Source organism: Bradyrhizobium sp. ORS 278, from assembly GCF_000026145.1.
Lineage (GTDB): Bacteria > Pseudomonadota > Alphaproteobacteria > Rhizobiales > Xanthobacteraceae > Bradyrhizobium.
In genome coordinates this window covers 4064210-4087706 of sequence record NC_009445.1, presented here as the reverse complement: position 1 = coordinate 4087706, position 23497 = coordinate 4064210, and the positions used below count along the sequence as shown (strand labels likewise).

The 23497-nt window shown below is 64.8% G+C and carries 17 protein-coding genes and 1 tRNA gene; 8 read left to right on the top strand and 10 right to left on the bottom strand.

Features of this window, described 5'->3' with window-relative positions; translation table 11 throughout:
- Positions 1-64: 64 nt before the first annotated feature.
- From BRADO_RS18265 to BRADO_RS18250, 4 genes are all read right to left on the bottom strand, one after another.
- A complete protein-coding gene (locus tag BRADO_RS18265) occupies positions 65-1099 on the bottom strand; it encodes a cysteine synthase A (protein WP_011926805.1) in 1035 nt (344 codons plus the stop codon).
- A gap of 84 nt (positions 1100-1183) precedes the next feature.
- On the bottom strand, positions 1184-2416 hold the full coding sequence (locus tag BRADO_RS18260; RefSeq protein ID WP_011926804.1) for a cyclopropane-fatty-acyl-phospholipid synthase family protein: 1233 nt from the start codon (positions 2414-2416) through the stop codon (positions 1184-1186).
- 106 nt (positions 2417-2522) lie between these two features.
- Positions 2523-3359: a DUF1365 domain-containing protein gene (locus BRADO_RS18255; protein WP_011926803.1), complete on the bottom strand. Its 837-nt coding sequence runs from the start codon at positions 3357-3359 to the stop codon at positions 2523-2525.
- 7 nt (positions 3360-3366) lie between these two features.
- The gene (locus BRADO_RS18250; protein ID WP_011926802.1) at positions 3367-4680 is read right to left on the bottom strand and encodes an NAD(P)/FAD-dependent oxidoreductase; all 1314 of its coding nucleotides are present in this window, start codon (positions 4678-4680) and stop codon (positions 3367-3369) included.
- A gap of 296 nt (positions 4681-4976) precedes the next feature.
- On the opposite strand from BRADO_RS18250, the gene BRADO_RS18245 reads away from it, so the two are divergent.
- From BRADO_RS18245 to BRADO_RS18220, 6 genes are all read left to right on the top strand, one after another.
- Positions 4977-6500, top strand: a complete 1524-nt coding sequence (locus tag BRADO_RS18245; protein WP_011926801.1) for an efflux transporter outer membrane subunit — start codon at positions 4977-4979, stop codon at positions 6498-6500.
- A complete protein-coding gene (locus tag BRADO_RS18240; protein WP_011926800.1) occupies positions 6490-7893 on the top strand; it encodes an efflux RND transporter periplasmic adaptor subunit in 1404 nt (467 codons plus the stop codon). The genes BRADO_RS18245 and BRADO_RS18240 overlap by 11 nt, the downstream gene beginning before the upstream one ends.
- Before the next feature lie 30 nt (positions 7894-7923).
- Positions 7924-11052, top strand: a complete 3129-nt coding sequence (locus tag BRADO_RS18235) for an efflux RND transporter permease subunit (protein ID WP_011926799.1) — start codon at positions 7924-7926, stop codon at positions 11050-11052.
- The gene (locus BRADO_RS18230) at positions 11052-14156 is read left to right on the top strand and encodes an efflux RND transporter permease subunit (protein WP_011926798.1); all 3105 of its coding nucleotides are present in this window, start codon (positions 11052-11054) and stop codon (positions 14154-14156) included. Before BRADO_RS18235 ends, BRADO_RS18230 begins: the two co-directional genes overlap by 1 nt.
- A 39-nt stretch (positions 14157-14195) precedes the next feature.
- On the top strand, positions 14196-14936 hold the full coding sequence (locus BRADO_RS18225) for a tRNA-uridine aminocarboxypropyltransferase (RefSeq protein WP_011926797.1): 741 nt from the start codon (positions 14196-14198) through the stop codon (positions 14934-14936).
- A gap of 299 nt (positions 14937-15235) precedes the next feature.
- Positions 15236-15309, top strand: a tRNA-Cys gene (locus tag BRADO_RS18220).
- Between the two features lie 29 nt (positions 15310-15338).
- Here the strand turns inward: BRADO_RS18220 and BRADO_RS18215 are convergent.
- Positions 15339-17153, bottom strand: a complete 1815-nt coding sequence (locus BRADO_RS18215) for a substrate-binding domain-containing protein (RefSeq protein ID WP_083794912.1) — start codon at positions 17151-17153, stop codon at positions 15339-15341.
- Between the two features lie 565 nt (positions 17154-17718).
- Here BRADO_RS18215 and BRADO_RS18210 point away from each other — a divergent pair.
- Positions 17719-18294 carry a ubiquinol-cytochrome c reductase iron-sulfur subunit gene (locus BRADO_RS18210; protein ID WP_041756687.1) on the top strand — a complete coding sequence of 192 codons (576 nt, stop codon included), beginning with the start codon at positions 17719-17721 and terminating at the stop codon, positions 18292-18294.
- A gap of 105 nt (positions 18295-18399) precedes the next feature.
- Positions 18400-20142, top strand: coding sequence for a methanol/ethanol family PQQ-dependent dehydrogenase (locus BRADO_RS18205; RefSeq protein ID WP_011926793.1), 1743 nt, complete (start codon positions 18400-18402; stop codon positions 20140-20142).
- Positions 20143-20359: 217 nt separating this feature from the next.
- Here BRADO_RS18205 and BRADO_RS18200 read toward each other — a convergent pair whose 3' ends face one another.
- From BRADO_RS18200 to BRADO_RS18180, 5 genes are all read right to left on the bottom strand, one after another.
- Complete coding sequence (locus BRADO_RS18200; RefSeq protein ID WP_011926792.1) at positions 20360-20539, bottom strand: hypothetical protein; 180 nt, start codon at positions 20537-20539, stop codon at positions 20360-20362.
- 306 nt (positions 20540-20845) lie between these two features.
- Positions 20846-21262 (bottom strand): response regulator, encoded by a 417-nt coding sequence (locus BRADO_RS18195; protein ID WP_011926791.1) that lies wholly within the window; start codon positions 21260-21262, stop codon positions 20846-20848.
- Positions 21259-21705, bottom strand: coding sequence for a response regulator (locus tag BRADO_RS18190; RefSeq protein WP_011926790.1), 447 nt, complete (start codon positions 21703-21705; stop codon positions 21259-21261). The genes BRADO_RS18195 and BRADO_RS18190 overlap by 4 nt, the downstream gene beginning before the upstream one ends.
- Positions 21706-21904: 199 nt before the next feature.
- The gene (locus tag BRADO_RS18185) at positions 21905-22750 is read right to left on the bottom strand and encodes an EamA family transporter (protein ID WP_011926789.1); all 846 of its coding nucleotides are present in this window, start codon (positions 22748-22750) and stop codon (positions 21905-21907) included.
- Positions 22751-22775: 25 nt separating this feature from the next.
- On the bottom strand, positions 22776-23279 hold the full coding sequence (locus tag BRADO_RS18180; RefSeq protein ID WP_011926788.1) for an NUDIX domain-containing protein: 504 nt from the start codon (positions 23277-23279) through the stop codon (positions 22776-22778).
- Between the last annotated feature and the right edge of the window lie 218 nt (positions 23280-23497).

Genomic DNA, 23497 nt, shown 5'->3' with positions numbered 1-23497 from the left:
GCTCGCTACTCGCTACTCGCTACTCGCTACTCGCTACTCGCTACTCGCTATTCGCTATTCGCTCTCACACGAATGGCGGCTTGATGCCGCTGCGCCGCTCCAGCCATTCCGGCACGGGCAGGTTCTTCGACCGCATGAACTCCGGATTGTACAGCTTCGACTGATAGCGGTTGCCCGGGTCGCACAGGATGGTCACGATGGTGTGGCCGGGCCCAAGCTGCTTGGCGAGCTGCACCGCGCCGGCGATATTGACGCCGCTCGAGCCGCCCAGGCACAGGCCTTCGTGCTGCAGCAGATCGTAGATGGTGTTGACCGCGTCCTCATCGGAGATCAGGAACGCGGTATCGACCTTGGCGGTCTCGATCACCGGCGTGACCCGGCCGATGCCGATGCCCTCGGTGATGGAATCGCCCGGCGTGGACTTGACCTCGCGGTTCTTGAACCAGTTGTACATCGCAAAGCCGTGCGGATCGGCGCAGGCTGTGACGATGCCGGCGTTTTTCTCCTTCAGATAGCGGCTGGTGCCGGCCAGCGTGCCGCCGGTGCCGACCGCGCAGACGAAGCCGTCGACCTTGCCGCCGGTCTGCTCCCAGATCTCCGGACCGGTCGACTCGTAATGCGCCTTGGCGTTGTCGAGGTTGTTCCACTGGTCGGCGAACAGCACGCCGTTCGGCTCGCTCTTGCGCAACTCGTCGGCAAGCCGGCGGCCGACATGGGCGTAATTGTTCGGGTTGTTGAACGGCAGAGCCGGGACCTCGACGAGATCGGCACCGCACATCCGCAGCATGTCCTTCTTTTCCTGGCTCTGCGTCTCCGGAATCACGATCAGCGTGCGATAGCCACGGGCATTGGCGACCACGGCAAGACCGATGCCGGTGTTGCCGGCCGTTGACTCCACGACGAGGCCGCCCGGCTTGAGATCGCCGCGCTTCTCGGCCTCCAGGATCATCCATTTGCCGGCGCGATCCTTGACCGACTGGCCGGGGTTCATGAACTCGGCCTTGCCGAGGATGGTGCAGCCGGTCGCCTCCGAGGCGCGCGTGAGCTTGATCAGGGGCGTGTTGCCGATCGCCGCGACGACGTCGTTTCTAATGGTCATATTGCAAATACCTTGGGCAGCTTCCTTAAGAGCAGATCTAGGAAGACCCTAGCCTAGTCTCCAGTGCTGCGTAAGCCAGCGGCACTATGCCCCGGATTTGGCAAACACCACCTGGCGCACGTCGATGTTCCCTGACAGGAAACCTGCTTCGCAGTACGACAGATAGTACTCCCACAGCCGGCGGAAGCGCTCGTCGAATCCCGCCGGCGTCAGATCCGGCCAGGCCGCGCGAAAATTGTTGCGCCAGATCGCCAGCGTCTTGGCATAATCTTCCCCAAAAATTCGCTCGCGAATGACGGGGATGCCAAACCGTTCGCCAAGCGACTTCAGGATCTGCGGCGTCGGCAGCATGCCGCCGGGAAAAACGTAGCGCTGGATGAAGTCGACCTCGCGCCGGTAGTGGTGAAACAGGCTGTCCTGAATGGTAATGGCCTGGACACCGGCAAGGCCGCCCGGGAGCAGACGGTCTCGCAGCTGCGAAAAATATTTTGGCCAGAACTCTTCGCCGACGGCCTCGATCATCTCGATCGAGGCGATGCGATCGTAGCGGTCGCGCTCGTCGCGATAATCCTGCAGCCGGATCTCGACCTTCTCGGCAAGGCCGGCCTCGTGGATGCGGCGCTGCGCGAAATCGCGCTGCTGCTCGCTGATCGTCAAACCCACGACCTTCGCGTTGAACGTCTTCGCCACATACTCCGCGAAGCCGCCCCAGCCGCAGCCGATCTCCAGGAGCTTCTGGCCGGGCTTCAGGTCGATCGCCTCCGCCAGCCGCTTGTACTTGTTGGCCTGGGCAGCCGTCAGATCCGTGGTGTGCTCCTCGAACAGGGCCGAGGAATAGGTCATGCTGGGGTCGAGCCACGCCGAGTAGAACGAATTGCCGATGTCGTAATGGGCGTAGATGTTGCGCTTGGCCTGCCGCTTGGTGTTGCGGTTGAACCAGTGCCGCACCAACTGGGCAAGCCGGATCAACGGCTTGTCCGCCAGCATCGACTGCAGCAAATGCTGGTTGACGCAGAACAGATAGAGAAACTGCGTCAGGTCCGGCGTATCCCAGTCGCCATTGAGATACGCTTCGGCGATGCCGATGTCGCCGCCGTTGATGATGCCGGAGGCGAAGCCGTAATTGGCGAGGATCATGGCCGCTGCCGGCCCCGGCTCGACACCGCCGAGCCGGACGATGCGGCCATCGGGCAGCGTCACGTCGAGCGTGCCCTTTCGCAGCCGCGAGCCGAAGCCGAGGGCGAGACGGGGCAGACGAGGCAGATCGGCAAGCACCTTGTCGATGCTGTCAGGGGTGACGGGGATGACGTCCGGCATGGCAGGTCCATTTACGCAATCGGCTCTACCCCCGCGCCGCCCGCACGGCTGCCGATGAGGCGCCTTCTGGACGGGTGGCCCGGGCAGAGCGCGCCGCCGTTTCCGGTCAGCGCTGCGATATATAAGCGTGGCTGTCGTTTCTCGCCAAGCCGGTATCGGTTCCCGGACCGACCATGTCGCCGCGCGGAACGAGGCGGACGCCCTTGATCCAGAGCCGCAGCGCCTCCCAATGGATGGCGCCGAAGATCTTCAGGGTCACCAGGGGCAGGGAGCCGAAGGCCGCGAGAAGAGAGCGCGAGGTCAGGCTGCGGCGGCGGCCGAAGAAGGTGGCAGCTAGCAGCGGACCATCGGCCCCGGTCTCCAGAATCCGCAACTTCACATTGTCGCCCGGTGGCATGACCCGGAAATGATACCGCATCGCCATGTCGATGAAGGGCGAGACGTAGAAGGTCTTGTCCTGCTCCTGGCGCAGACCGGCCTCGGTGAGCTCGCCTGGCGCGACCGGCAGCACGTAGGGATTGATCTCGCCGAACGTGTTGCGGACTTCGTAGATCATCAGGGCCAGGCTGCCGTCGTGGCGATAGCAGAAATACACGGAGAGCGGATTGAAGACGTAGCCGAGCAGCCGCGGATAGCATAGCAAGAGAACGCGTCCGCCGGTGAGGTCGACGCCGTGATCCGCCGCGCAGGCCTGCGCATAGGCCAGCAGCGAGGAGCCGTCGCGGCGGCCATGATCGCTTTCGTGAAAACTGTACAGCGCGCGACGGTTGACCCCGAACAGAGCTGACTGCCGGTTCGCCTCGTCAAGTCGGCCGAGATCGATCAGCAGGCTCATGACGCGGTACTGGAAGCGATGCGTCGTCGGCCGCATCCGGGCATGCATCACCTCGCCGACGTAGAGTGTGGCCGCCGCGCCTCGATCTCCCGGTTGGTCGATATCCATTTCGTGCCTATTCCGCGGCTTCGGCAAGCTCGGCGGGAAGTCCGCGCCACGGGACGGTCGCGCCGAGTGCCTCCGCCACCGCGAGCCCCGAGCGCAGCCCGTCCTCGTGGAAACCATAACCCGTCCAGGCCCCGCAGAACCAGGTGTGGCGCTGCCCCTGAATCGCCGCCAGACGCTTCTGCGCCGCAAAGGCGGCAGCGGTGTATTGCGGATGCTCGCAGACATATTTGCCGAAAGTCAGTTCCGGCTCCGGAGCGAAGGGAGGGTTGAGGCTGACAAACAGCGGCTTATCGTGGTCGATGCCCTGCAGATTGTTCATCCAATAGGTCACAGCGACGTCGTTCAGCGGAACGCCCTCGCGCTGCCAGCGCAGGAAATTCCACGACGCCCAGGCGCGCCGCCGCTTTGGCATCAGCCTGGCATCGCGGTGGAGGTAGATCGTGTTGGGCGAGTACTTGATCGCACCGAGCACGCCGCGCTCGTGCTCGTCGGCGTCGGCAAGCATGGCGAGCGCCTGGTCGCTATGAGCCGCGATGACGACGTGATCATAGCTGTCGCGATGACCACTGCTATCCTCGACGACGACACCATGAGATGTGCGCTCGATGCGCGTGACGGCGCTGCCAAGCCTGACATGGTTGCGGAAGCTCGCCGTCAGCTTGTCGACATAGCTGCGGCTGCCGCCCTTCACCGTACGCCAGACCGGACGGTCATATTGCAGCAAGCGATGGTTGCTGAAGAAGGCCACGAAGTTTTCAGCCGGAAAATCCAGCATTTCGGAGGCCGGCGCCGACCAGATCGCGGCGCCCATCGGCGCCAAATAATCGGTCAGCAGGCGCGGGGCGAAATGGTTGCGGCGAAAATAATCGCCGAGCGTGAGCCCCGCCAGGCGGCCGGCCTTGAAGTCGGCGGTGCTCTGCTCGTTGAAGGTGAGGATGTCCCTCAGCATCCAGAGATATGACGTCGACAGCAGGTTGCTTGGCTGCGCGAACAGCCCTTTGGCGGTGTCGAGCCAGGTATTGCCGCCGCCCTTCCATTCGAACCGGCCGGCATCCGCCGTGACGGCGAAGCTCATGCTGCTATCGACGGTCTCGACGCCGAGATGATCGAACAGCGCCGTCAACTCGGGATAATTCAGCTCATTGTAGACGATGAAGCCGATATCGACCGAAACAGGGGTGCCGCCATAGTCGATCGTGACGGTGTGGCTGTGGCCGCCTGGACGGATGTCGCGCTCGTACACGGTGATCGGATAACGCTTCGCCAAGGACCAGGCCGCGGCATTCCCCGCAATTCCTGTTCCAACCACCGCAACTCGCATGAATGCCCCCCTGAAGTTCACGTGCAAGTTACGGAGCCGCCAGCAATGGGTTTCAGAGCGCGCTCCCCGCGTCACACCCTGCTCAAAATGGCCCGTAACAGATGAAATCTTGGTAAGGCAGTCGCTACCGATTCGTGACCTCGCGCGCACGCATCCCCGCTGAATTACGGGCGATTCGTCGATTCCGGCGTTCGCATCTGAGCCGTCGCTGCCGGGGGACGGGGCGGGTGCAGGGCTGTCCGCCGCCTTGGCGGCCGGCTAGAATGATTCCCAAGCTACAGGGAAGCATCACGCCAGTGTCCACAGTGGGAATTGCCGTCGACGAGCCTTGCCGCGCGTCCGCTGACACGCGGACCGTCGCCGGCAAGCGGGCGCCTCATGCGCAGCTCAGCCTGCGACATTTCGCCCGCTGGATCGCGGCCATCGGTCTGGCCGCGAGCTCCGCCGGCTGCCTCTTGACGCAGGATATTCCCGATCCGGCCCTCGATCTGCCCAGGCGCTACAAGTCCGCCTCCGGCGCCGACACGACGGCGCCGCCGACGCTGGACTGGTGGCGAGGCTTCGGCTCGCGTGAGCTGACCCAGCTGATGGAGGAGGCGCAGAGCGTCAACCTCGACATCGCTGCGGCCGTGGCAAGGTTCAGGCAGGCCGACGCGCTGGCGCGTCAGGCGGGAGCCGCGTTGCTGCCGAGCCTGTCGGGGACGGGGCAGGAGACCTACTCGCGCACGTCAGGCTCGAGCGCGAGCGGGCTCACCAATGGGGGCCGAGAGACCGTCAATTATCAGGCGTCGCTCTCGGCAAGCTATCAGCTCGACTTCTTCGGCCAGAACCGCGATGCGCTGCAGGCCGCCGAGGAGACTGCGGTCGCCAACCGTTTCGACCGCGACGTCACCCAGCTGACGACGCTCGCAACCGTCGCCAATGCCTACTTCCAGGTGCTTGCGGCGCAGGACCGGATTCGCACCGCCGAGCGCAACATCGCCAGCGCCTCGCGCGTGCTCGACGCCATCCGCGAGCGGCAGAAGGCCGGCACCGGCAATGATCTCGACGTCGCCCAGCAGGAGAGCGTGCTCGCCAACCAGAAGGCCGCGGTGCCGCCGTTGCGCCAGACGCTCGATCAGAACGTCAATGCGCTCGCCGTGCTGGTCTCCCGGTCGCCCGAGGGCATTCGTATCAGCGGTGGCTCGCTCGATCAGATCAGGACCCCGCGCGTCACGCCCGGGCTGCCGTCGGAGCTGTTGACGCAGCGGCCGGACATCCGTCGCCAGGAGGCGCAGCTGGCCTCCGCCACGGCCAATGTCGGCAGCGCCCGGGCGCAGTTCTTCCCGAGCATCCAGCTGACCGGCAATGGCGGCTACCAGAGCGCCGCGCTCGTCTCGCTGTTTCAGCCGCATGCAGCCTTCTTCAGCCTGGCCGGCAGCCTGACGCAGCCGATCTTCGACGGCGGCAAGATCCTCGGCAATTTCGAGAATGCCAAGGCACGCCAGGATGAACTGCTGCAGACCTATCGCAAGACGGTCATTCAGGCGTTCACCGACGTCAACAACGCGCTGTTCTCGATCAAGCAGACCACGATCCGCCTGCAATTGCAGCGCGAGGTCGTCGCCGCGTCTCGCCGGGCCTTCCAGCTCTCCGAGCAGCAATTGCGCGCGGGAACTGCCGATATCGTGACTGTCTTGAATACCCAATTGACGCTGTTTCAGGCCGAGGACGCGCTATGGCAGGCGCAGCTGGCACGTCTGCAGGCGTTCGTGAGCCTGTACCAGGCGCTCGGCGGCGGCTGGGAGCCGCGCATGGAGAAGTCGGCCGATGCTCTTTAAACCGGACGAGAAGGGAGCAGGGGCCGTGAAGCGGGCGCGCTCGAGCGTCGCCCGGCGGCTAGTGTCGATCACGATCACGCTGCTGATCCTCGGAGGCCTCGGCTATATCGGCTGGTCGGCGATGCAGCAGAAGCAGCAGGCCAATAACCGCTTTGCGCGGCCCGACCTGCCGGTCCCCGTTCTCGCAGCATCGCCCGTCATCAAGGACGTGCCGGTCTATCTCGACGGCGTCGGCTCGGTGCGTGCGCTGAACACGGTGACGGTGCGGTCGCAGGTCGACGGCAAGCTGATCGCGGTCAATTTCGTCGAGGGGCAGGACGTCAAGAAAGGCGATGTGCTCGCCGAGATCGATCCGGCGATCTATCAGGCGCAATACGACCAGGCGGTTGCCAAGAAGGCGCAGGACGAGGCGCAGCTCGCCAACCAGAAGCTCGATCTCGCCCGCTATGAGCAGCTCGCCGCAAGCAGTGCTGGCTCCAAGCAACAGGCCGATACGCAGCGCGCGGTCGTCGCGCAGCAACAGGCGCTGATCAAGGCCGACCAGGCCGCCATCGACAATGCCGCGGCGACCTTGAGCTACACCAAGATCGTGGCGCCGATCGCGGGGCGCGCCGGCCTGCGTCAGGTCGATCAGGGCAACATCATCCACTCCGCCGACACGACCGGCCTCGTCGTCATCACCCAGTTGCAGCCGATCGCGGTCCAGTTCAGCCTGCCGCAGCAGCAGATCATGCGGGTCAATGCCGCCGCCGCCAAGGGACCGCTCGCGGTCGACGTGTTCGGCAATGACGGTGTCACGGTGATCGATACCGGCACGTTGCGCGGCATCGACAACCAGGTCGACCAGACCACCGGTACGTTGAAGCTGAAGGCGGAGTTTCCCAACACCAAGTTCCAGCTCTGGCCCGGCCAGTTCGTCAATGTCCGCCTCAAGGTCGAGACGCTGAGGCAGGCGCTGACGGTGCCGACCTCGGCCGTGCAGCGGGGACCTGCGGGCACTTTCAGCTACGTGATCGGCGAGGGCGATATCGCGTCGGCGCATCCGGTGACGGTGGTGCAGCAGAACGAAAGCGAGGCGGTGATCGCGAGCGGCTTGAGCCCGTCCGATCGCGTCATCACGACCGGCTTCGCCAATCTCGCCGATGGCGCCAAGGTCGTGGTCGGCCGCGCCGACCAGGCGCCGCAGGCCGATCTCGCGCCGCGCAAGCGCGGCCGCAACCCGCAAGGCAAGGATCAAACAAAGGACCAGGCGAAGGAAGGCGGTGCACCGGCTGAAGGTGCGCCGAAGGACGGCGAGCGTCGCCGGCGACCGGCCGCCGATGGCCAGGGCGATGCCGGCAACCCGCCTCAGGGAAGTGGCGAGCAGGGGCGTGGCGCGAGGCCGCAGCCATGACGCGATCGACAGAGTGAGGGGCTTGTCGCGATGAGCGTCTCCGAACCCTTCATCCGCCGCCCGATCGCAACCTCGCTGCTCGGCGTCGCGCTCTTGATCGGCGGGCTGCTCGGCTATCTCGCGCTGCCGGTCTCGGCGCTGCCGCAGGTCGATTTTCCGACGGTGCAGGTCACGACCCAGCTGCCCGGCGCGAGCCCCGACGTGATCGCCTCGCTGATCACCGCGCCGCTGGAGCGGCAGCTCGGCCAGATTCCATCGCTGTCGGTCATGAACTCGACCAGCTCGTTCGGCGTCAGCCAGATCTCGCTGCAGTTCGATCTCGGCCGTGACATCGACGGCGCGACGCAGGACGTCCAGGCCGCGATCAATGCCGCGGCCGGCGTGCTGCCGAAGTCGCTGCCCTATCCACCGACCTACGCCAAGGTCAATCCCGCCGACGCGCCGGTGATGACGCTCGCCCTCACGTCGGAGACGATCTCGTTGCGCGCCATGAGCGACATGGCCGACACCATCCTGGCGCAGCGGCTGAGCCAGGTCTCCGGCGTCGGCCGCGTGTCGGTGCTCGGCGGATTGAAGCCCGCCGTACGGGTGCAGGCCGATCTGGCCCGGCTCGCCGCCTACGGCATCTCGATGGAGGATCTGCGAGCGGCCATTGCCGGCGCCAATGTCTCCGGTCCGAAAGGCTCGCTGGACGGCGCGCAGCAGGCCTATCTGATCACGGCGAACGATCAGATCGCCGCCGCCGACGCCTACAAGCCGATCATCATCGCCTATCGCAACGGCTCGCCGGTCACGATCGGCGATGTCGCGACGATCGTGGACGGGCTGGAGAACGATCGCACCGGCGGCTGGTACCAGGGCGTCCCGTCCGTGATCCTGGACATCCAGCGACAGCCCGGCGCCAATGTCATCGAGGTGGTCCGGCAGATCAGGGCGGAAATTCCCAAGCTGCAGCGAACGATCCCGGCTGGCGTGAAGCTCGCCATCGTCAGTGACCGCACGGTGACCATCCGGGCCTCGGTGCATCACGTGCAGTTCACCCTGGTGCTCAGCGTGGTGCTGGTGACGCTGGTGGTGCTGCTGTTCCTGCGATCCATGCGCGCCACGATCATTGCCGGCGTGGCGCTGCCGCTGTCGCTGATCACGAGCTTCGGCGTGATGTATTTCGCCGGCTTCAGCCTCGACAATCTCTCGCTGATGGCGCTCACGATCGGCACGGGTTTCGTCGTCGACGACGCCATCGTGATGATCGAGAACATCGTGCGTCACATGGAGGATGGCGAGAGCGCGATGAACGCCTCGCTGCGCGGAGCGCGCGAGATCGGCTTCACGGTGATCTCGCTGACGGTGTCGCTGATCGCGGTGTTCATCCCGCTCTTGTTCATGTCGGGCCTGGTCGGCCGCATGTTCCGCGAGTTCGCGCTGACACTCACGATTGCAGTCGTGACATCGGCGGTGGTGTCGCTGACCCTGACGCCGATGATGTGCTCGCGGCTGCTGAAGCATGCAAGCGATGAATGGGTGCTGCCGGGGCTGAACGCGATCAGCCGCTTCATCGACCGCACCGTGGCCGTGTATCACCGCAGCCTGCTGTGGGTGCTGGAGCGCCAGACCGAGACGCTGGTCGTGACCTTCGCGACGCTGGCAGCCACGCTCGCGCTCTACATCCTCGCGCCCAAAGGCTTCCTGCCAATGCAGGACACCGGCTCGATCACCGCCGTGACCGAAGCCGGGCCGGACGTGTCGTTCACGGAAATGAGCCGACGGCAGGCGGAGATTTCGGCGGCGATCCAGGCCGATCCCGACGTCATCGGCGTCGTCTCGGTGATCGGCGCCGGATCGGTCAACCCGACCACCAATGTCGGCCGCCTCGTCATGACCTTGAAGCCGCTTGGCGAACGCAAGGACGGCGTGGCCACGGTCATCGACCGGCTGAAGCAGAAGGTCTCGGGCGTCCCCGGCATGACCGTGTACTTCCAGCCGGTCCAGGACGTCCAGATCTCGACGCAGGCGAGCCGCTCGCAATATCAGTACACGCTGACCGGTGCTGATGCCGGCGAGGTGTCGAAGTGGGCAGGGCGGCTGGTTGCCGAGATGCGGCGCGATCCGCTGTTCCGCGACGTTTCCTCCGAAGCGCAAGAGGGCGGCCTGCGGGCCGAACTGACGATCGATCGCCAGCGCGCGGGCCAGCTCGGCGTCAGCCTGCAGGCCGTGACCGACACGCTCAACGACGCGTTCGCCCAACGCCAGATTTCGACGATCTACGGCCAGGCCAACCAGTACCGTGTAGTGCTGGAGGCATTGCCGATGTATCAGCGCGATCCTTCGATCCTGTCGAAACTCTATCTGCCGGGTGCAGGCGGCCAGGTGCCGCTGTCGGCCGTGGCCACCCTCAAGCGCACCACGACGCCGCTCGCGATCTCGCACCAGGCGCAATTCCCGGCGGTCTCGCTCAGCTTCAACCTCGCGCCCGGCGCCGCGCTGAGCGAGGCGGTCGACGCGCTCCACGCCACCGAGGCCCGCATCGGCATGCCCGGCAGCATCATCGGCGTGTACTCGGGCGACGCCGCCGAGTTCGCCAAGTCGCTCGCCGGACAGCCCTGGCTGCTGCTCGCCGCCGTCATCACGATCTACATCGTGCTCGGCGTGCTCTACGAGAGCTACATCCATCCGATCACGATCCTCTCGACACTGCCGTCCGCCGGCGTCGGCGCCATCCTGGCGCTGCTGCTGTTCGGCCAGGATCTCTCGGTGATCGGCCTGATCGGCATCATCCTCTTGATGGGCATCGTCAAGAAGAACGCGATCATGATGATCGACTTCGCGCTGGAGGCCGAGCGGCACGAGAGCCGTACGCCCACCGACGCCATCGTGCAGGCGTGCCTGCTGCGCTTCCGTCCGATCATGATGACGACGCTGGCCGCGCTGTTCGGCGCGCTGCCGCTGGCGATCGAGAGCGGCACCGGCTCGGAGCTGCGCTTCCCGCTCGGCATCTCCATCATCGGCGGCCTGCTGCTCAGCCAGCTGTTGACGCTGTATACGACGCCCGTGATCTACCTCGCGCTCGACCGCATCAACCGCCGCTTCGAGCGCGCGCTGCCGCCCGCGCCCGATTTGCCGTCGCCGCCGATCGCGGGCGCCACCGAAGGCATCCAGTGATGGCCTCGATCTCCGAACCCTTCATTCGCCGGCCGGTCGGCACGACCTTGCTGTCGATCGGCCTGTTCCTGGTCGGATTCGTTGCCTACATCTTTCTCCCGGTGGCGCCGGTCCCGAATGTCGATTTCCCGTCGATCTTCGTCAGCGCATCGCGGCCCGGCGCCGATCCCTCGGTGATGGCGGCGACGGTGGCGGCGCCCTTGGAGCGGCGACTTGGCGAGATCGCGGGCGTCGACCAGATCACCTCGACCAGCTCGCTGGGGCAGACCAACATCCAGATCCAGTTCGCGATCGGCCGCGACATCGATAAGGCGGCGCGCGATGTCCAGGCGGCGATCAACGCCGCGTTGTCGGACCTGCCGAGCGACCTGCCGGCGCTGCCGCGCTTCCGGAAAGCGAACACGGCTGCCGCGCCCGTATTCGTGCTCGCGCTGACCTCGAAGACGATGACGCCGAGTGCGATGTACGACGTTGCCGACACCGTGCTGGCGCAGCGCCTGTTCCAGGTGCCGGGGGTCGGCAACGTCACCGTCAGCGGCGCCGATCAGCCGGCCGTGCGCATCGCGCTCAATCCGGTTTCGCTCGCCAATGCCGGCATCGCGACCGACGATGTCAGGACCGCCATCATTAATGCCAACCCCATCGGCCCGGTCGGCATCTTCGAGGGCGGACGGCAGAGCGAGACCATCGCGGTCAACAGGCAGATGCGCACCGCGGCCGAATTCCGCGACATCCTGATCAAGAGCAGCAATGGCAGCTTCGTGCGGCTGGCCGATGTCGCCGACGTCGAGGATTCCGTCCGCAACGTGCGCTCGATCGCGTGGTTCAACAAGCAGCCGGCGGTGCTGATCCAGATCGCCAAGCAGGGCGACGCCAACGTCATCGAGACCGTCGACCGGGTCAAGGCGCTGATCCCCGAGCTCAAGCAGTGGATCCCGGCGGGAATCGAGATCTCGACCCTGATCGACCGCACCGGCACCATCCGCGCCTCGGTCGAGGACATGCAGTGGACGCTGCTCGCGACTGCGGTGCTGGTCATGGTGGTCGTGTTCGTCTTCCTGCGGCGTCTGGTGCCGACGGTGGCGGCCGGGGTCTCGGTGCCGCTGGCGCTGGCCGGCACCTGCGCCGCGATGTGGCTCGCGGGCTTCTCGATCGACAATCTCTCGCTGATGGCGCTGGCGATCTCCGTCGGCTTCGTCGTCGACGATGCCATCGTCATGATCGAGAACATGTACCGCAATCTCGAACACGGCCTGTCGCCGATGCGCGCGGCGCTCGACGGCGCCCGGCAGATCGGCTTCACGGTGTTGTCGATCAGCCTGTCGCTGGTCGCGGCCTTCGTGCCGCTGATCTTCATGGACGGCGTCGTCGGCCGGCTGCTGCGCGAGTTCTCGCTGACGCTGACCTTTGCGATCGTGGTCTCGACGCTGGTGTCGCTGACGGTCACGCCGATGATCTGCGCGCATTACATCAAGGAGACCTTGTCCGATCGCGCGACCTTGTTCGACCGCATCGTCGAGGGCACGTTGTCCGGCATGGTGCGGTTCTATACCTGGACCCTGCGCGGCGTGCTGCTCTACCCGTTTCTGACCCTGCTGGTGTTCTTCGCCACCATCGCGCTCACGGTCACGCTCTACATCAAGGTACCCAAGGGCTATTTCCCGACCGACGATTCCGGCTTCATCATCGGCGCGACGCGCGCATCCGCGGACATCTCGTTTCAGTCGATGCTGGCGCTGCAGCAGCGGCTCGCGGACATCGTGATGGCCGACCCCGCGGTCGCCGGCCTCGGCTCGACGATCGGCGGCGGCGGCGGGCCGGGTGGAGCGACGTCGAATCGCGGAACCATGTTCATCAATCTCAAGCCGCCGGCGGAGCGCGAGGGCGTCTCGACCGAACTCGTGATCAACCGGCTCCGGCGCAGCCTTGCGATGGTGCCAGGCATCCGTCTCTTCATGTTCGCCGCGCAGGACGTCCGCGCCGGCGGCCGGCAGAGCGATTCCGACTATCAGTACACGCTGAGCAGTCCGGACCTCGATCTCCTGCAGAAATGGGCGCCGATCGTCGCCAAGCGGCTGGAGACGGTGGAGGGCATCACCGACATCTCCAGCGACCGCGATCCCGGCGGCTTGCAGCTCGCGCTCAAGATCGATCGGCAGAAGGCGGCGAGCCTCGGCGTCCGCGTGCAGGACATCGACAACGCGCTGAACAATGCGTTCGCGCAGCGCCAGATCTCGATCGTCTACAGCCAGCGCAACCAGTACATGGTGGTGCTGGAGATCGATCCGAAATTCCAGACCGATCCATCCAATCTCGCCCGCATCTATGTTGCGGGGGCAGGGGACGCGCAGATCCCGCTGTCTGCGCTGGTCAAGGCCGAGCGTGGGCTGTCGCCGCTCGCCGTCTTCCATTCGCAAGCGTTCCCATCGACCACCGTGTCGTTCAACCTGCTGCCCGACGTGCCGCTGCAGGCGGCCACGGCCAATATCCAGCGCGCGGTGGACGAGCTGCATATGCCCGAAGGCATCCGCGGCGGCTTCGACGGCAATGCCGGCGACTTCAACAAGGGCAACGGCCGCCAGCCGCTCCTGATCCTGTCGGCCCTGGTCGCGATGTATATCGTGCTCGGCGTGCTCTATGAGAGCCTGGCGCATCCGCTGACCATCATCTCGACCTTGCCGTCGGCGGGGCTCGGCGCGCTTTTGGCGCTCCAGGTCACGGGTACGCCGCTGACGGTCATCGCCTTCGTCGGCATCATCCTCTTGATCGGCATCGTCAAGAAGAACGGCATCATGCTGGTCGACTTCGCGCTCGAGGCGGAGCGCCAGCGCGGCATGTCCTCGGCGGATGCGATCTTCGAGGCCTGCCGGGTGCGCTTCCGCCCGATCCTGATGACGACGCTCGCGGCGCTGTTCGCCGGCCTGCCGCTGGTGATCGCGACCGGCCCCGGCACCGAGCTGCGCCGTCCGCTCGGCATCACCATCATCGGCGGCCTGCTGGTGTCGCAGATCCTGACGCTCTACACCACGCCGGTGATCTACCTCTTGATCGACCGGCTGCGCCGCCGCTCGGCACCCGAGCCGCTCGCCGCGCCTGCGGAATGAGGCGTTGTGGTGGTCGCCACGGGCGCGTATAGGCGCGCCATGTCCGATCCATGCCAAGACCACCCGCCGCTCGCCGCCGAGCCGCCGCCAGATTGCCCGCGCTGCCAGAAGCCGTTGCCGCTGTGCATCTGCGACAGCGTCACGCCGATGGAGAGCAGGCTCGGTCTCCTGATCCTGCAGCATCCGCAGGAGCAGGACCGTGCGCTCGGCACGGCGCGGCTGGCCGCGCAGCATTTCAACAACGCCATCGTGAAGGTCGGGCTGTCCTGGCCGAGCCTCGCCAAGGCGCTGGGCCGGCCGGTCGACGATCCCGCGCGCTGGGCCATCCTCTATCTCGGCTCCGCCAAGGCGGCTGATCTCGACCCCGAGAGCGAGGTCGTGGCGCTGACCCGCAAGGGCGAGGTCGCCGACAACCAGCGCGCCATCCTCAAATTGATCGAAGGCGTGATCCTGCTCGACGGCACCTGGAGCCAGGCCAAGGCGCTGTGGTGGCGCAATCCCTGGATGCTGAAATGCCAGCGCGTCATCCTCGGCCCGCGCCGGCCCTCGCACTACGGGCAGTTACGCCGCGAGCCCCGCCGCGACGGACTGTCGACCATCGAGGCGGCCGGCATGCTGATGGCGGCCCTGGAACGGCGGCCGGAGATCGCGGCCGCGCTCGATTCCAGCTTCGAGCGCATGCTGGAGCGGTATCGCGAGGTGGAAAAGTCGCATCCCGAGCTTACGCCGCGACCGAAGCCGCGCAAGCCCAACTGGCGCGGCCGTAAACGCCGGGTTTAGGAACCCAGGGTACGCTTCTTGCATTGCAGCATAGCATGAAGGAAGCGAGCTATGCCGGATCTTGAGAAATCGAACGTGGTGCAGTTGCGGGATTACGCCCCCCGGCGGACCAGCCGGGGCGCCGCCGAACCATCGGCGAATGGCGCTGCCACGGAGCGCGGCGCGATTTTGGCGTGGCCGCGCGGACAGGCCCTATACCCCGGCGGGATCGACGATCTTCCGATCTAGCCGGCTTGTGTGCAGCGCCGACGAGAGTGGTTGCCTCGGCGGCGAATTGCCTATAATGCTCCGCGCGTTGGGGCCACGTGGCGGAGTGGTTACGCAGCGGTCTGCAAAACCGTTTACACCAGTTCAATTCTGGTCGTGGCCTCCACTTCAATCAAAGCAAGAGTTTAGCTGTCTTTATTGCGCTGCCGGTTGAACGGCGCCTGCGCGATTGGCCATCGGCCGTGCGGCGCGGGGCTTCGCCGGCTGCGGCCTCGGGCCAAGCGCGATGGTCGGGCCGCTGAGCAGGTAGATCTCGACCCGCCGGTTCTTTTCGAACTCGTCGCCGCCGTTGTCGCGGACCGGAACCTCGTCGCAATAGCCGCGGGTATCGACGTTGCTGACCCCAAGACTTGCCAAGCTCTGCTTGACCGATTCGGCCCGCTGCAGCGAGAGACGGCAATTCGCTTGATAATTGCCGCGGCGGTCGGCGAATCCCGCCAGCAGAAGACGGGCCTGCGGCGTCTCCCGCAGCGCCTGCATCACCCGGAAGAGGTTGGGCGCGGCGAGGTTGTCGAGTTCGACCGAGTTGGTCTGGAAACGAAAGCTGACATCAAGCGCACGCGCTTGGGTGCGCAATCGGCAGAACTCCTGCGGGTTCCCAGTCCATTTGGCGCTGAGGGTGCATGGGCGGGTATCGACCTCCGCCGCGGGACGCGGCGTCGGTGACAGGCCAACCACGGTCCGCTGGGCCACTTCCTGGCCCTCCTTACTCAGCGCGAATTTGATGAAGCGACCGACCTCTGGACGCGGCTGATCCGCGGTGTAGAGGAATAGCCGCCGCGACAATGGATAGTTCTCGGTGCGGACCGTGAACTCCGTAGGCGCGAGCGCAATCGCGCTGCCGTCGCTGATCGCGAGCGCCTTGGCCGCGCCAACATAGGCCATACCGACGAAGCCGATGCCATTCGGGTCCGACGCCACGTCGTCGGACAGCCGCTCACTGTCTTCATAGCCGTTCGGCTGCTTCGCTGTCAGGGGCGCCATCCGCGCGCCGGGTCCGAGAACCAGCTCCTCGAAGGTCTTGCGCGTTCCGGATTCCTTGTCGCGGGCGTACAGGTTGATTGGACCGGGCGGCAGCCCGAGGGCACTCCAGTTGCTGACTCGTCCGGTGAAGATGTCGCTGACCTGCGCCTTGGTGAGCGTGCCGAGGCGCGAGGACGGACTTACGATCACGGCGATGCCATCGAGACCGACGATGTGCTCGGACCGCGCGCTCCGCATGTCGCCGACAGCGGCGAGCGCCGCCGCCTGCTCGTCAGTGACGGACGCCGATGCCATCCAGATGTCGGCATCCAGGCTGCGCAGCGCCCTGGCGCCCGTTCCGGTGCCGTGGGCCTTGACCTCCAGGGCCACCAGCTTGCCGCTCAGCTCTCCGCTGATCACGAACTCCGGCAGCTTGCCGCCTTGCGGATCGGACCGCTGGACCTTCCGGACCTCCGACGCTCCCAGACTGCGCAGCCAAGCTTCAGCCAACTCCGGTGCCAGTTTCGCGCCGATCGTATTCGAGCCGCTCATCCGGACGAGGTAGTCGCCCGATACGTCCCGTCTCGGCGCGACGCGGTCGTCGGGCGCCAGCGTGCCTGGCGAGGATTGGCCTGGCTGAACAGGCGGGCCTGGTACCAACGCCTCGATGGACTGCGAGGCCTGCGCGGCGCTCGCCTCCGGGCGCGGCACCGAATCCAACGCTTGCGTGACGGGTGCAAGGGCGGTCTCCATTCCGCCAGTGGCGATCACGGAATAACTGAGGCACAGCACGAACAGGGCTGCAATTGCTGCCGCCGCGATCATCCACGATGAGCCGAAGCGGCGTCCGGTTCGGGTCATGACCAGCAGACTGTCGCCGCACTCGCTGCAGGTCGAGTCGGCAAAAGCCATGTATTGCAAGGTGCCTGTGGTCGCCAGCGAACATCTCGCGTTGGTGCAGCACCCCCGTCTCATCAAGCTGCTCATGGTCTAAGCATCACCTCATCATGCCTGCGCCGGCGGCAACAAGACGGCAAGACCGGCGCGGTCCGAAATACGAGGAGCGACCTTGACTCGCGCAAAGCCGCCGCGCGCGAGTCTCGTGTCCGGCTGCTGCCGACGAGGCGCCCCTGACTGGGTCACCAGGATTGACCTAATGGGCGCGGTCTTTGGCGGAACTTTGAGGCAATTGCGGCACTCATTCTCCTCGAAAGACGGCCGTCACGCCGGCTGCAGGATGCCGGCGTCACATGATGCGCGCTCGAGTTCTGCTGAGCTTTTCGATGATTGTCGAGATCTCGGCAGGATTTGCTTGGAGAGGGCAGGTGGCCTCCACGCCAAGCAAACTGTCGGTGCGAGCGGCGCATCGTCCGAGCGCGGCCATCGATTCCGTCTATTAGTTGTCCGGCCGAAGGCAAGTTGACGCGATGAACCCGCAGCGGGCGCCTTGATTTGGACAGGTTGTGTTGATCCAATATATCTATGTAAGGATGCAATGCAGCAGAAGCTGATTGCGGAGCAGCACAACTCTCGACATCGCGAAATTTCCCGTATGGATGATCATCCGACACGCCGCTCGGTTGTTCTCGGCACGCTTGCCGCTTGCGCGTCTGTCACCCGCGCCATGGCGGAGGACGACGACCCGCGCAAGGAGAAGCGGCCGCAAAAGGGCGATCTGCTCGTGTTCTCGGAAGGCGAGCGCGAAGGGCAGACGATCACGCGCGACGACTTGAAGGTTGGCGAACCGCCGATCCATGCATGGCCGAAGGATGCGGCAAACGCGATCGTGCGCGACGCGTCGCGATTGAACGAGGTGCTGATCGTCAGGCTCGATCCGGCCGAGCTCGACGACGATACGCGCCAGCGCGCAGCCGACGGCATCGTCGCCTATTCGGCGATCTGCTCACATGCGGGATGCCCTGTCACGGCCTGGATCAAGGCCAGCGAGGGTAACGACGATGTCTTCAAATGCATGTGCCACAACTCCGAATACGACCCACGGCGCGGAGCGCAGGTCGTATTCGGCCCTGCGCCGCGCCGGCTCGCCGCGCTGCCTCTCATCATCCGGGACGGCGCGCTGGTTGTCGCCGCACCCTTCATCGGAAAGGTAGGTGGCCAGCAGGGCTGATGAGATCTCGTATGCCTATCGGAACTCGCGTCGTCACGACCCAAACGTCGTGAACATCGTCACGACGAGCAAAGAAGCGAACAACGAAGCAGGGGAGGTTTGTCCATGTCCATCACGTCCCGCACGATCAAGCAATGTCTTCTGTCGAGCACCGTCGCATTCACCTGTCTCGCCGCGCCCGCGGCAATGGCGGGCCCGATAGAGAACTACAGTCCGGTTACACCTGCGCGGCTCGAGAATCCCGAGCCCGGCAACTGGATGCTCTATCGCCGCACCTATGATGGCCAGGGCTACAGCCCGCTTGACCAGATCAACACCACCAACGTCAAGAGCATGGTGCCGGTCTGGACCTTCGCGACCGGCGTGATCGAGGGCCACGAGTCACCGCCGCTGGTCAACAACGGGGTCATGTTTATCACCACGCCGATGGGGCAGGTCATTGCGCTGAATGCCAAGACCGGCGATCAGTACTGGCGCTACAAGCGCGAGCTGCCCGAGGATCTTTTCCAGCTGCATCCGACCAACCGCGGCGTCGGACTTTGGCAGGACAAGCTATATCTCGCCACGACCGACGATCATCTGGTCGCGCTCGACGCCAAGACCGGCAAGGTGCTGTGGGACAAGAAGGTCCAGGACTACAAGAAAGGCCAGTATCTCACGCTGATGCCGCTGATCGTCGACGGCAAGGTGATGGTCGGCGGCTCGGGCGGAGAGTTCGGCGTCCGCGGCTATGTCGCCGCCTACGATGCCGAGGACGGCAAGGAGCTGTGGCGCACCTTCACCATTCCGGCCGAGGGCGAGCCAGGGCATGACACCTGGAGCGGCGACGACTGGAAGAATGGCGGCGGCTCCGCATGGATGACCGGTACCTATGACAAGGACACCAAGACGGTTTATTGGGGTGTCGGTAACGCCGCCCCGTGGCCGGGTGGAATGCATCCCGGCGACAATCTCTACACCAGTTCGGTGATCGCGCTGGATCCAGCGACGGGCAAGATCAAGACGCACTTCCAGTACCACCAGAACGATTCATGGGACTGGGACGAGGTCGATGCGCCGATGCTGGTCGACCTGCAGCGCGACGGCCGCAGCTTCAAGAGCCTGATCCATCCCGGCCGCGATGCCATTTTCTGGGTGCTGGAGCGCACGCCGGAGCGCATCAACTACGTCAACGGCTGGAATTTCGTTCACACCGACGTCTGGAAGGGGATCGAGCCCGAGACCGGTCGACCGATCGTCGATCCCGCGCACAAGCCGACGCTCGGCAAGCGGGTCGACTTCTGTCCCTCGCTGTGGGGCGGCAAGGACTGGCCGTCGGCCGCGTATAGCCAGAAGACCCGCTTCGTTTACGTGCCGGCCAATGAGAACTTCTGCGGCGGCTTCACCGGCGAGAAGCTGCCGCTGGTTCCGGGACAGCTCTGGCTCGGCACCAAGGCAGAGGACATCGGGCTGACGGTGCGGCCCGGTGCAGACCATTTCGGCGAGCTGCAGGCATGGGATCCGGCCTCCGGCAAGAAAGTCTGGTCGCACAACTTCCCGAAGTCGCAGCTGTTCGGCTCGGTGACGGCGACCGCCGGCGATCTCGTCCTGGTCGGCGGGACCAACGACCGGATGTTCCGGGCCTTCCATGCCAAGACCGGCGAGCTGCTGTGGGAGCAGAAGACCAACTCGGGCATCATGGGCATGCCCGTTTCCTACGAGGTCGACGGCACGCAGTATATCGCCGTGCAGTCAGGCTGGGGCGTCGACGCGCAACGCATCCAGGATGCGCTTGCCAAGGGCAACGTTGGACTCGAGGACAACGTCCCCCAGGGCGGTGTAGTCTGGGTTTTCGCCGTCAAGAAATAGCTGAAGAAGCCGACGTGGCGGCGGCCGCGTGCCGCCGCTATGTCGGCGCCGGAGGTGTATCAACCGGTACGATTGTGCTCCGACCTTGGAGGTCACGCGCGAGGGGAAAGAGAACGCCGCGCCCATCATCGACGCGCGGCGAGCGGTGCTGTCCCGGTGGTGCCCACGCGATGTTGATTCGGGAACGCACCTCTCCTAGTGCCGCGAACGAATCGCGTCAGCAGGCGGCGAACCAGCCGTCGGGAAACGGAATCAGCGGCCAAGCGCCGTGATTGTCGTTGGCTGCCTTCGGCAGCGGTAAAACTGAAAACAAGCGGGCCATGGAATCGATCTCGAGTTCCGGCGCAATAGCCGTTCTGACGACATCCATCAACAATTCGTATTCGGCTTCGTTCATCGTGGCCTCGCGCAAACTGCACGCACGATGCCAAAGCTCCACTGTGTTCAAATTGAGCGGATCGTTCAAATTCTAACGAATGGAGGCCGATGACCGCATTGGTTACCGCCGCCTTTCGTTGCGGAGAAGGTACCTCGGTCTGCGCCGATACGATGTGAACGAGGTCACATCCGCGGAACTTTTAACGGCTTTGGAAAGCCTGCTCCAGCGTTGCACAGAGACGTGCCGGCAAGCATGCGGCGCCAGTCGTTCAACGCTCGTGCGTTGCAGCACAACAGGAATCTCGATGCCGCAGCATCGACCGACTCACTGTCTCGCCATGACTGCGCGGCCGAGAGACTCGGTATCCGTTGCGAGAATGTCGCGCATCAGCTGCGACAGATCGCGCGGCTTGAACGGCTTTGCCAGACGGTGCAGGCCAAGGATCCGGGACGAGAGGTCGAGCACGTCGGCAGGTCCATGGCCGGACTCCAGCACCATGCCGGACATCATCACGATCGGCATGTTCGGCCGCGCCGCGCGCGCGGCCCGGATCACGTCGTTACCGTCCATGTCGGCGAGGTTGAGGTCGATCAGCGCCGCGGCGAAATCGTCTCGTGCCATGACATCCATCGCCTGGCGGCCGTCGGTGACGGCTGTGACGGCGTAGCCCTCGCGCACCAGAAGATGCTGAATCACGCAGCACACACCGACTTCATCATCAACGACCAGAATGTTCGTCATGAGGCTTTCCTGACGGATGTGGAAGCAGAGCCGGGCTGGCGCGCTTGGCTCAGCAATCGCTGCCGGACTTCGATTGCGCTATCGACGGCTTCGAGCAGATCGAGAACGTCAAACGGTTTCTGCAGGGCTGCCGTAGCCCCGAGCTTGATCGCCATGCCAAGGAAATCGGGAGCTCCCTGCTTCTTGTCGGTAAATGCGTATCCGGAAATCGCGATGAACGGCACAGTCGGATCGATCTTGATCAGTTCGCGGATGGTGGCGATCCCATCCATGCCCGGCATGAACATGTCGATCACGACGGCATCGAACGATACGCTGCCGATCAGACGGATGCCGGTCGGTCCGTCAGGCGCCAGAAACACGCAGAACCGCTTCTTCTTCAACAGAGTTTCCAGCGCGGCGCGCGTGGCAGAATCATCATCAATAATGAGAACGGTAGGCATGGGCCACCTCAGTATCAGCGGGACTGAAGGACGCTCACGCTACAGGGACAATCGCCTGAGACTCGAAAATGACAAAGTAATTAACACTGAATGAGTTGTTTCAAATTTGCAACCAGGAGTTTTACGGGGGTTCCGGTTCGACGCATTCATATACGACACTTGTGCACAATGACATGAATATGGAGCCACAATCACCAGATCAGGCCGGCCTCAATACGGCAATCGTGGTCAGGCCGATCGCGATGAGCGTCGCGCAAACCAGTCGCCGTGCGGTCGCAGGCTCCCTCAGGACCACGACCCCAAGCAGCGTCGCGAACAGAACGCCGCTTTCACGAAAAGCAACCACGTTGGCGATCTCGTTCCGGCTCAACGCCCACAGGAACACGGCGAACGACGTCAGGCCGAGAGCGCCCGCGACGAGCACGGCCAGCTTCGCGTGACGAAGATCCGCGACAATCCCCGGGCCGCGGTAGAGGGCTGCCACGATGAAGAAGACGACACTGTCGAGGACCACGATCCACGCGGTGAATGAGGCCCAGCCCTCCGGCTGACGCGTGCCCCAGGCGTCGACGACCGAGTAGCCGGCGACCATGGCGGCGGCGCAGATCGCGGCCATCAGCGCGCGCCGGTCGATGGAGCCATGCAGGCGATCGCGGGCGAGACCGAGAACTCCGAGTACGATCACCAAGATACCGATGAACTGCCCTGGTCCGGGCAGTTGATGCAATCCCGCAAAGGCGAACAGCGTCGCGAACAAGGGAACGACGCCGCGGGCGACCGGGTAGGCGCGGCCGAACTCCGCGGAGCCATAGGCTGTTGCGAGGCTCGCTTTGTAGCCGGCGTGCAGGACGAGCGATGTCACGATGATCGGCCACGTCGAAGATGATGGCGCAGGGACAAAGAGCAAGACGGGCAGGGCGACGATGCTGCTCACAAGTCCCATGCCCGCGAGGATGGACAGGCCGCTTCCGGTTTTGACGATGGCGTGCCAGGTCGCGTGCAGCAGGCCGGCGAGCAGCATCAGGATCGCGGCAAGAGGGTCCAATGTCGCAAGCCTTGGTTCGCGGCCTTCAGCTTTCGGGCCGCCAGACCGCTGCGGCGAAGTAGGAGATCGGGTCGCGTGCGAAGGCCTGCCGCGAAATGATTCGGCTCGACGGCGACACCGGGAGGCGCTCCCATTCCTGCCAATCGACGAAGCGCAGGCTCGCGATCTCGTCGCCGTCGGGGATGAGTGCTCCTCCGACGATGACGGCCTCGAATGCGATCACGGTGTAATAGGTCAAGTCGCCGTTGGGATAGCGGATGAGGAACTCCGGACCGCCGAAGACACCTAGCAGGCGCTGCGGTCGGACGACCAGCCCGGTCTCCTCGAAGCATTCACGGCTAGCGGCATCGGCCGGATGCTCGTTGGGATCGATGGCGCCTCCAGGCAGGGTCCAAAGATCCGTTTCCGCGTCGCGCCCGAGCAGGATGCGGCCGGCGCCATCGAATACCGAGATCGAGACTGCTGTCGTCGCCAGCAGATCGTGGCCGATTTTGCTGCGGACGGCCCTGAGGTGATCGGAAATCGGCATGGCGGCTCGTCGCTGGCAAGAGGTCGCCTTCGCTTGCCTGAGTGCTCACGGACCGTCAAGACAGCGCGCCGGGACAGCGACGAACGTCGGTCGATCCGACACCCGAGTTCTCGATGAGCCGCTCATGGGTCATCGCGCCGTCTGACAATGATTGTAGGGACTTATGGTGGCATTGTGAACCAAATCGGTATGGGTCGGAATGGGCAGGGGTTCAAACC

What these genes read in the sequence shown, in the direction of transcription:
- BRADO_RS18265 (WP_011926805.1), bottom strand. Translation starts at nt 1,099, where the DNA reads ATGACCATTAGAAACGACGTCGTCGCGGCGATCGGCAACACGCCCCTG.
- BRADO_RS18260 (WP_011926804.1), bottom strand. Translation starts at nt 2,416, where the DNA reads ATGCCGGACGTCATCCCCGTCACCCCTGACAGCATCGACAAGGTGCTT.
- BRADO_RS18255 (WP_011926803.1), bottom strand. Translation starts at nt 3,359, where the DNA reads ATGGATATCGACCAACCGGGAGATCGAGGCGCGGCGGCCACACTCTAC.
- BRADO_RS18250 (WP_011926802.1), bottom strand. Translation starts at nt 4,680, where the DNA reads ATGCGAGTTGCGGTGGTTGGAACAGGAATTGCGGGGAATGCCGCGGCC.
- BRADO_RS18240 (WP_011926800.1), top strand. Translation starts at nt 6,490, where the DNA reads ATGCTCTTTAAACCGGACGAGAAGGGAGCAGGGGCCGTGAAGCGGGCG.
- BRADO_RS18235 (WP_011926799.1), top strand. Translation starts at nt 7,924, where the DNA reads ATGAGCGTCTCCGAACCCTTCATCCGCCGCCCGATCGCAACCTCGCTG.
- BRADO_RS18230 (WP_011926798.1), top strand. Translation starts at nt 11,052, where the DNA reads ATGGCCTCGATCTCCGAACCCTTCATTCGCCGGCCGGTCGGCACGACC.
- BRADO_RS18225 (WP_011926797.1), top strand. Translation starts at nt 14,196, where the DNA reads ATGTCCGATCCATGCCAAGACCACCCGCCGCTCGCCGCCGAGCCGCCG.
- BRADO_RS18215 (WP_083794912.1), bottom strand. Translation starts at nt 17,153, where the DNA reads ATGAGCAGCTTGATGAGACGGGGGTGCTGCACCAACGCGAGATGTTCG.
- BRADO_RS18210 (WP_041756687.1), top strand. Translation starts at nt 17,719, where the DNA reads ATGGATGATCATCCGACACGCCGCTCGGTTGTTCTCGGCACGCTTGCC.
- BRADO_RS18205 (WP_011926793.1), top strand. Translation starts at nt 18,400, where the DNA reads ATGTCCATCACGTCCCGCACGATCAAGCAATGTCTTCTGTCGAGCACC.
- BRADO_RS18200 (WP_011926792.1), bottom strand. Translation starts at nt 20,539, where the DNA reads ATGAACGAAGCCGAATACGAATTGTTGATGGATGTCGTCAGAACGGCT.
- BRADO_RS18195 (WP_011926791.1), bottom strand. Translation starts at nt 21,262, where the DNA reads ATGACGAACATTCTGGTCGTTGATGATGAAGTCGGTGTGTGCTGCGTG.
- BRADO_RS18190 (WP_011926790.1), bottom strand. Translation starts at nt 21,705, where the DNA reads ATGCCTACCGTTCTCATTATTGATGATGATTCTGCCACGCGCGCCGCG.
- BRADO_RS18180 (WP_011926788.1), bottom strand. Translation starts at nt 23,279, where the DNA reads ATGCCGATTTCCGATCACCTCAGGGCCGTCCGCAGCAAAATCGGCCAC.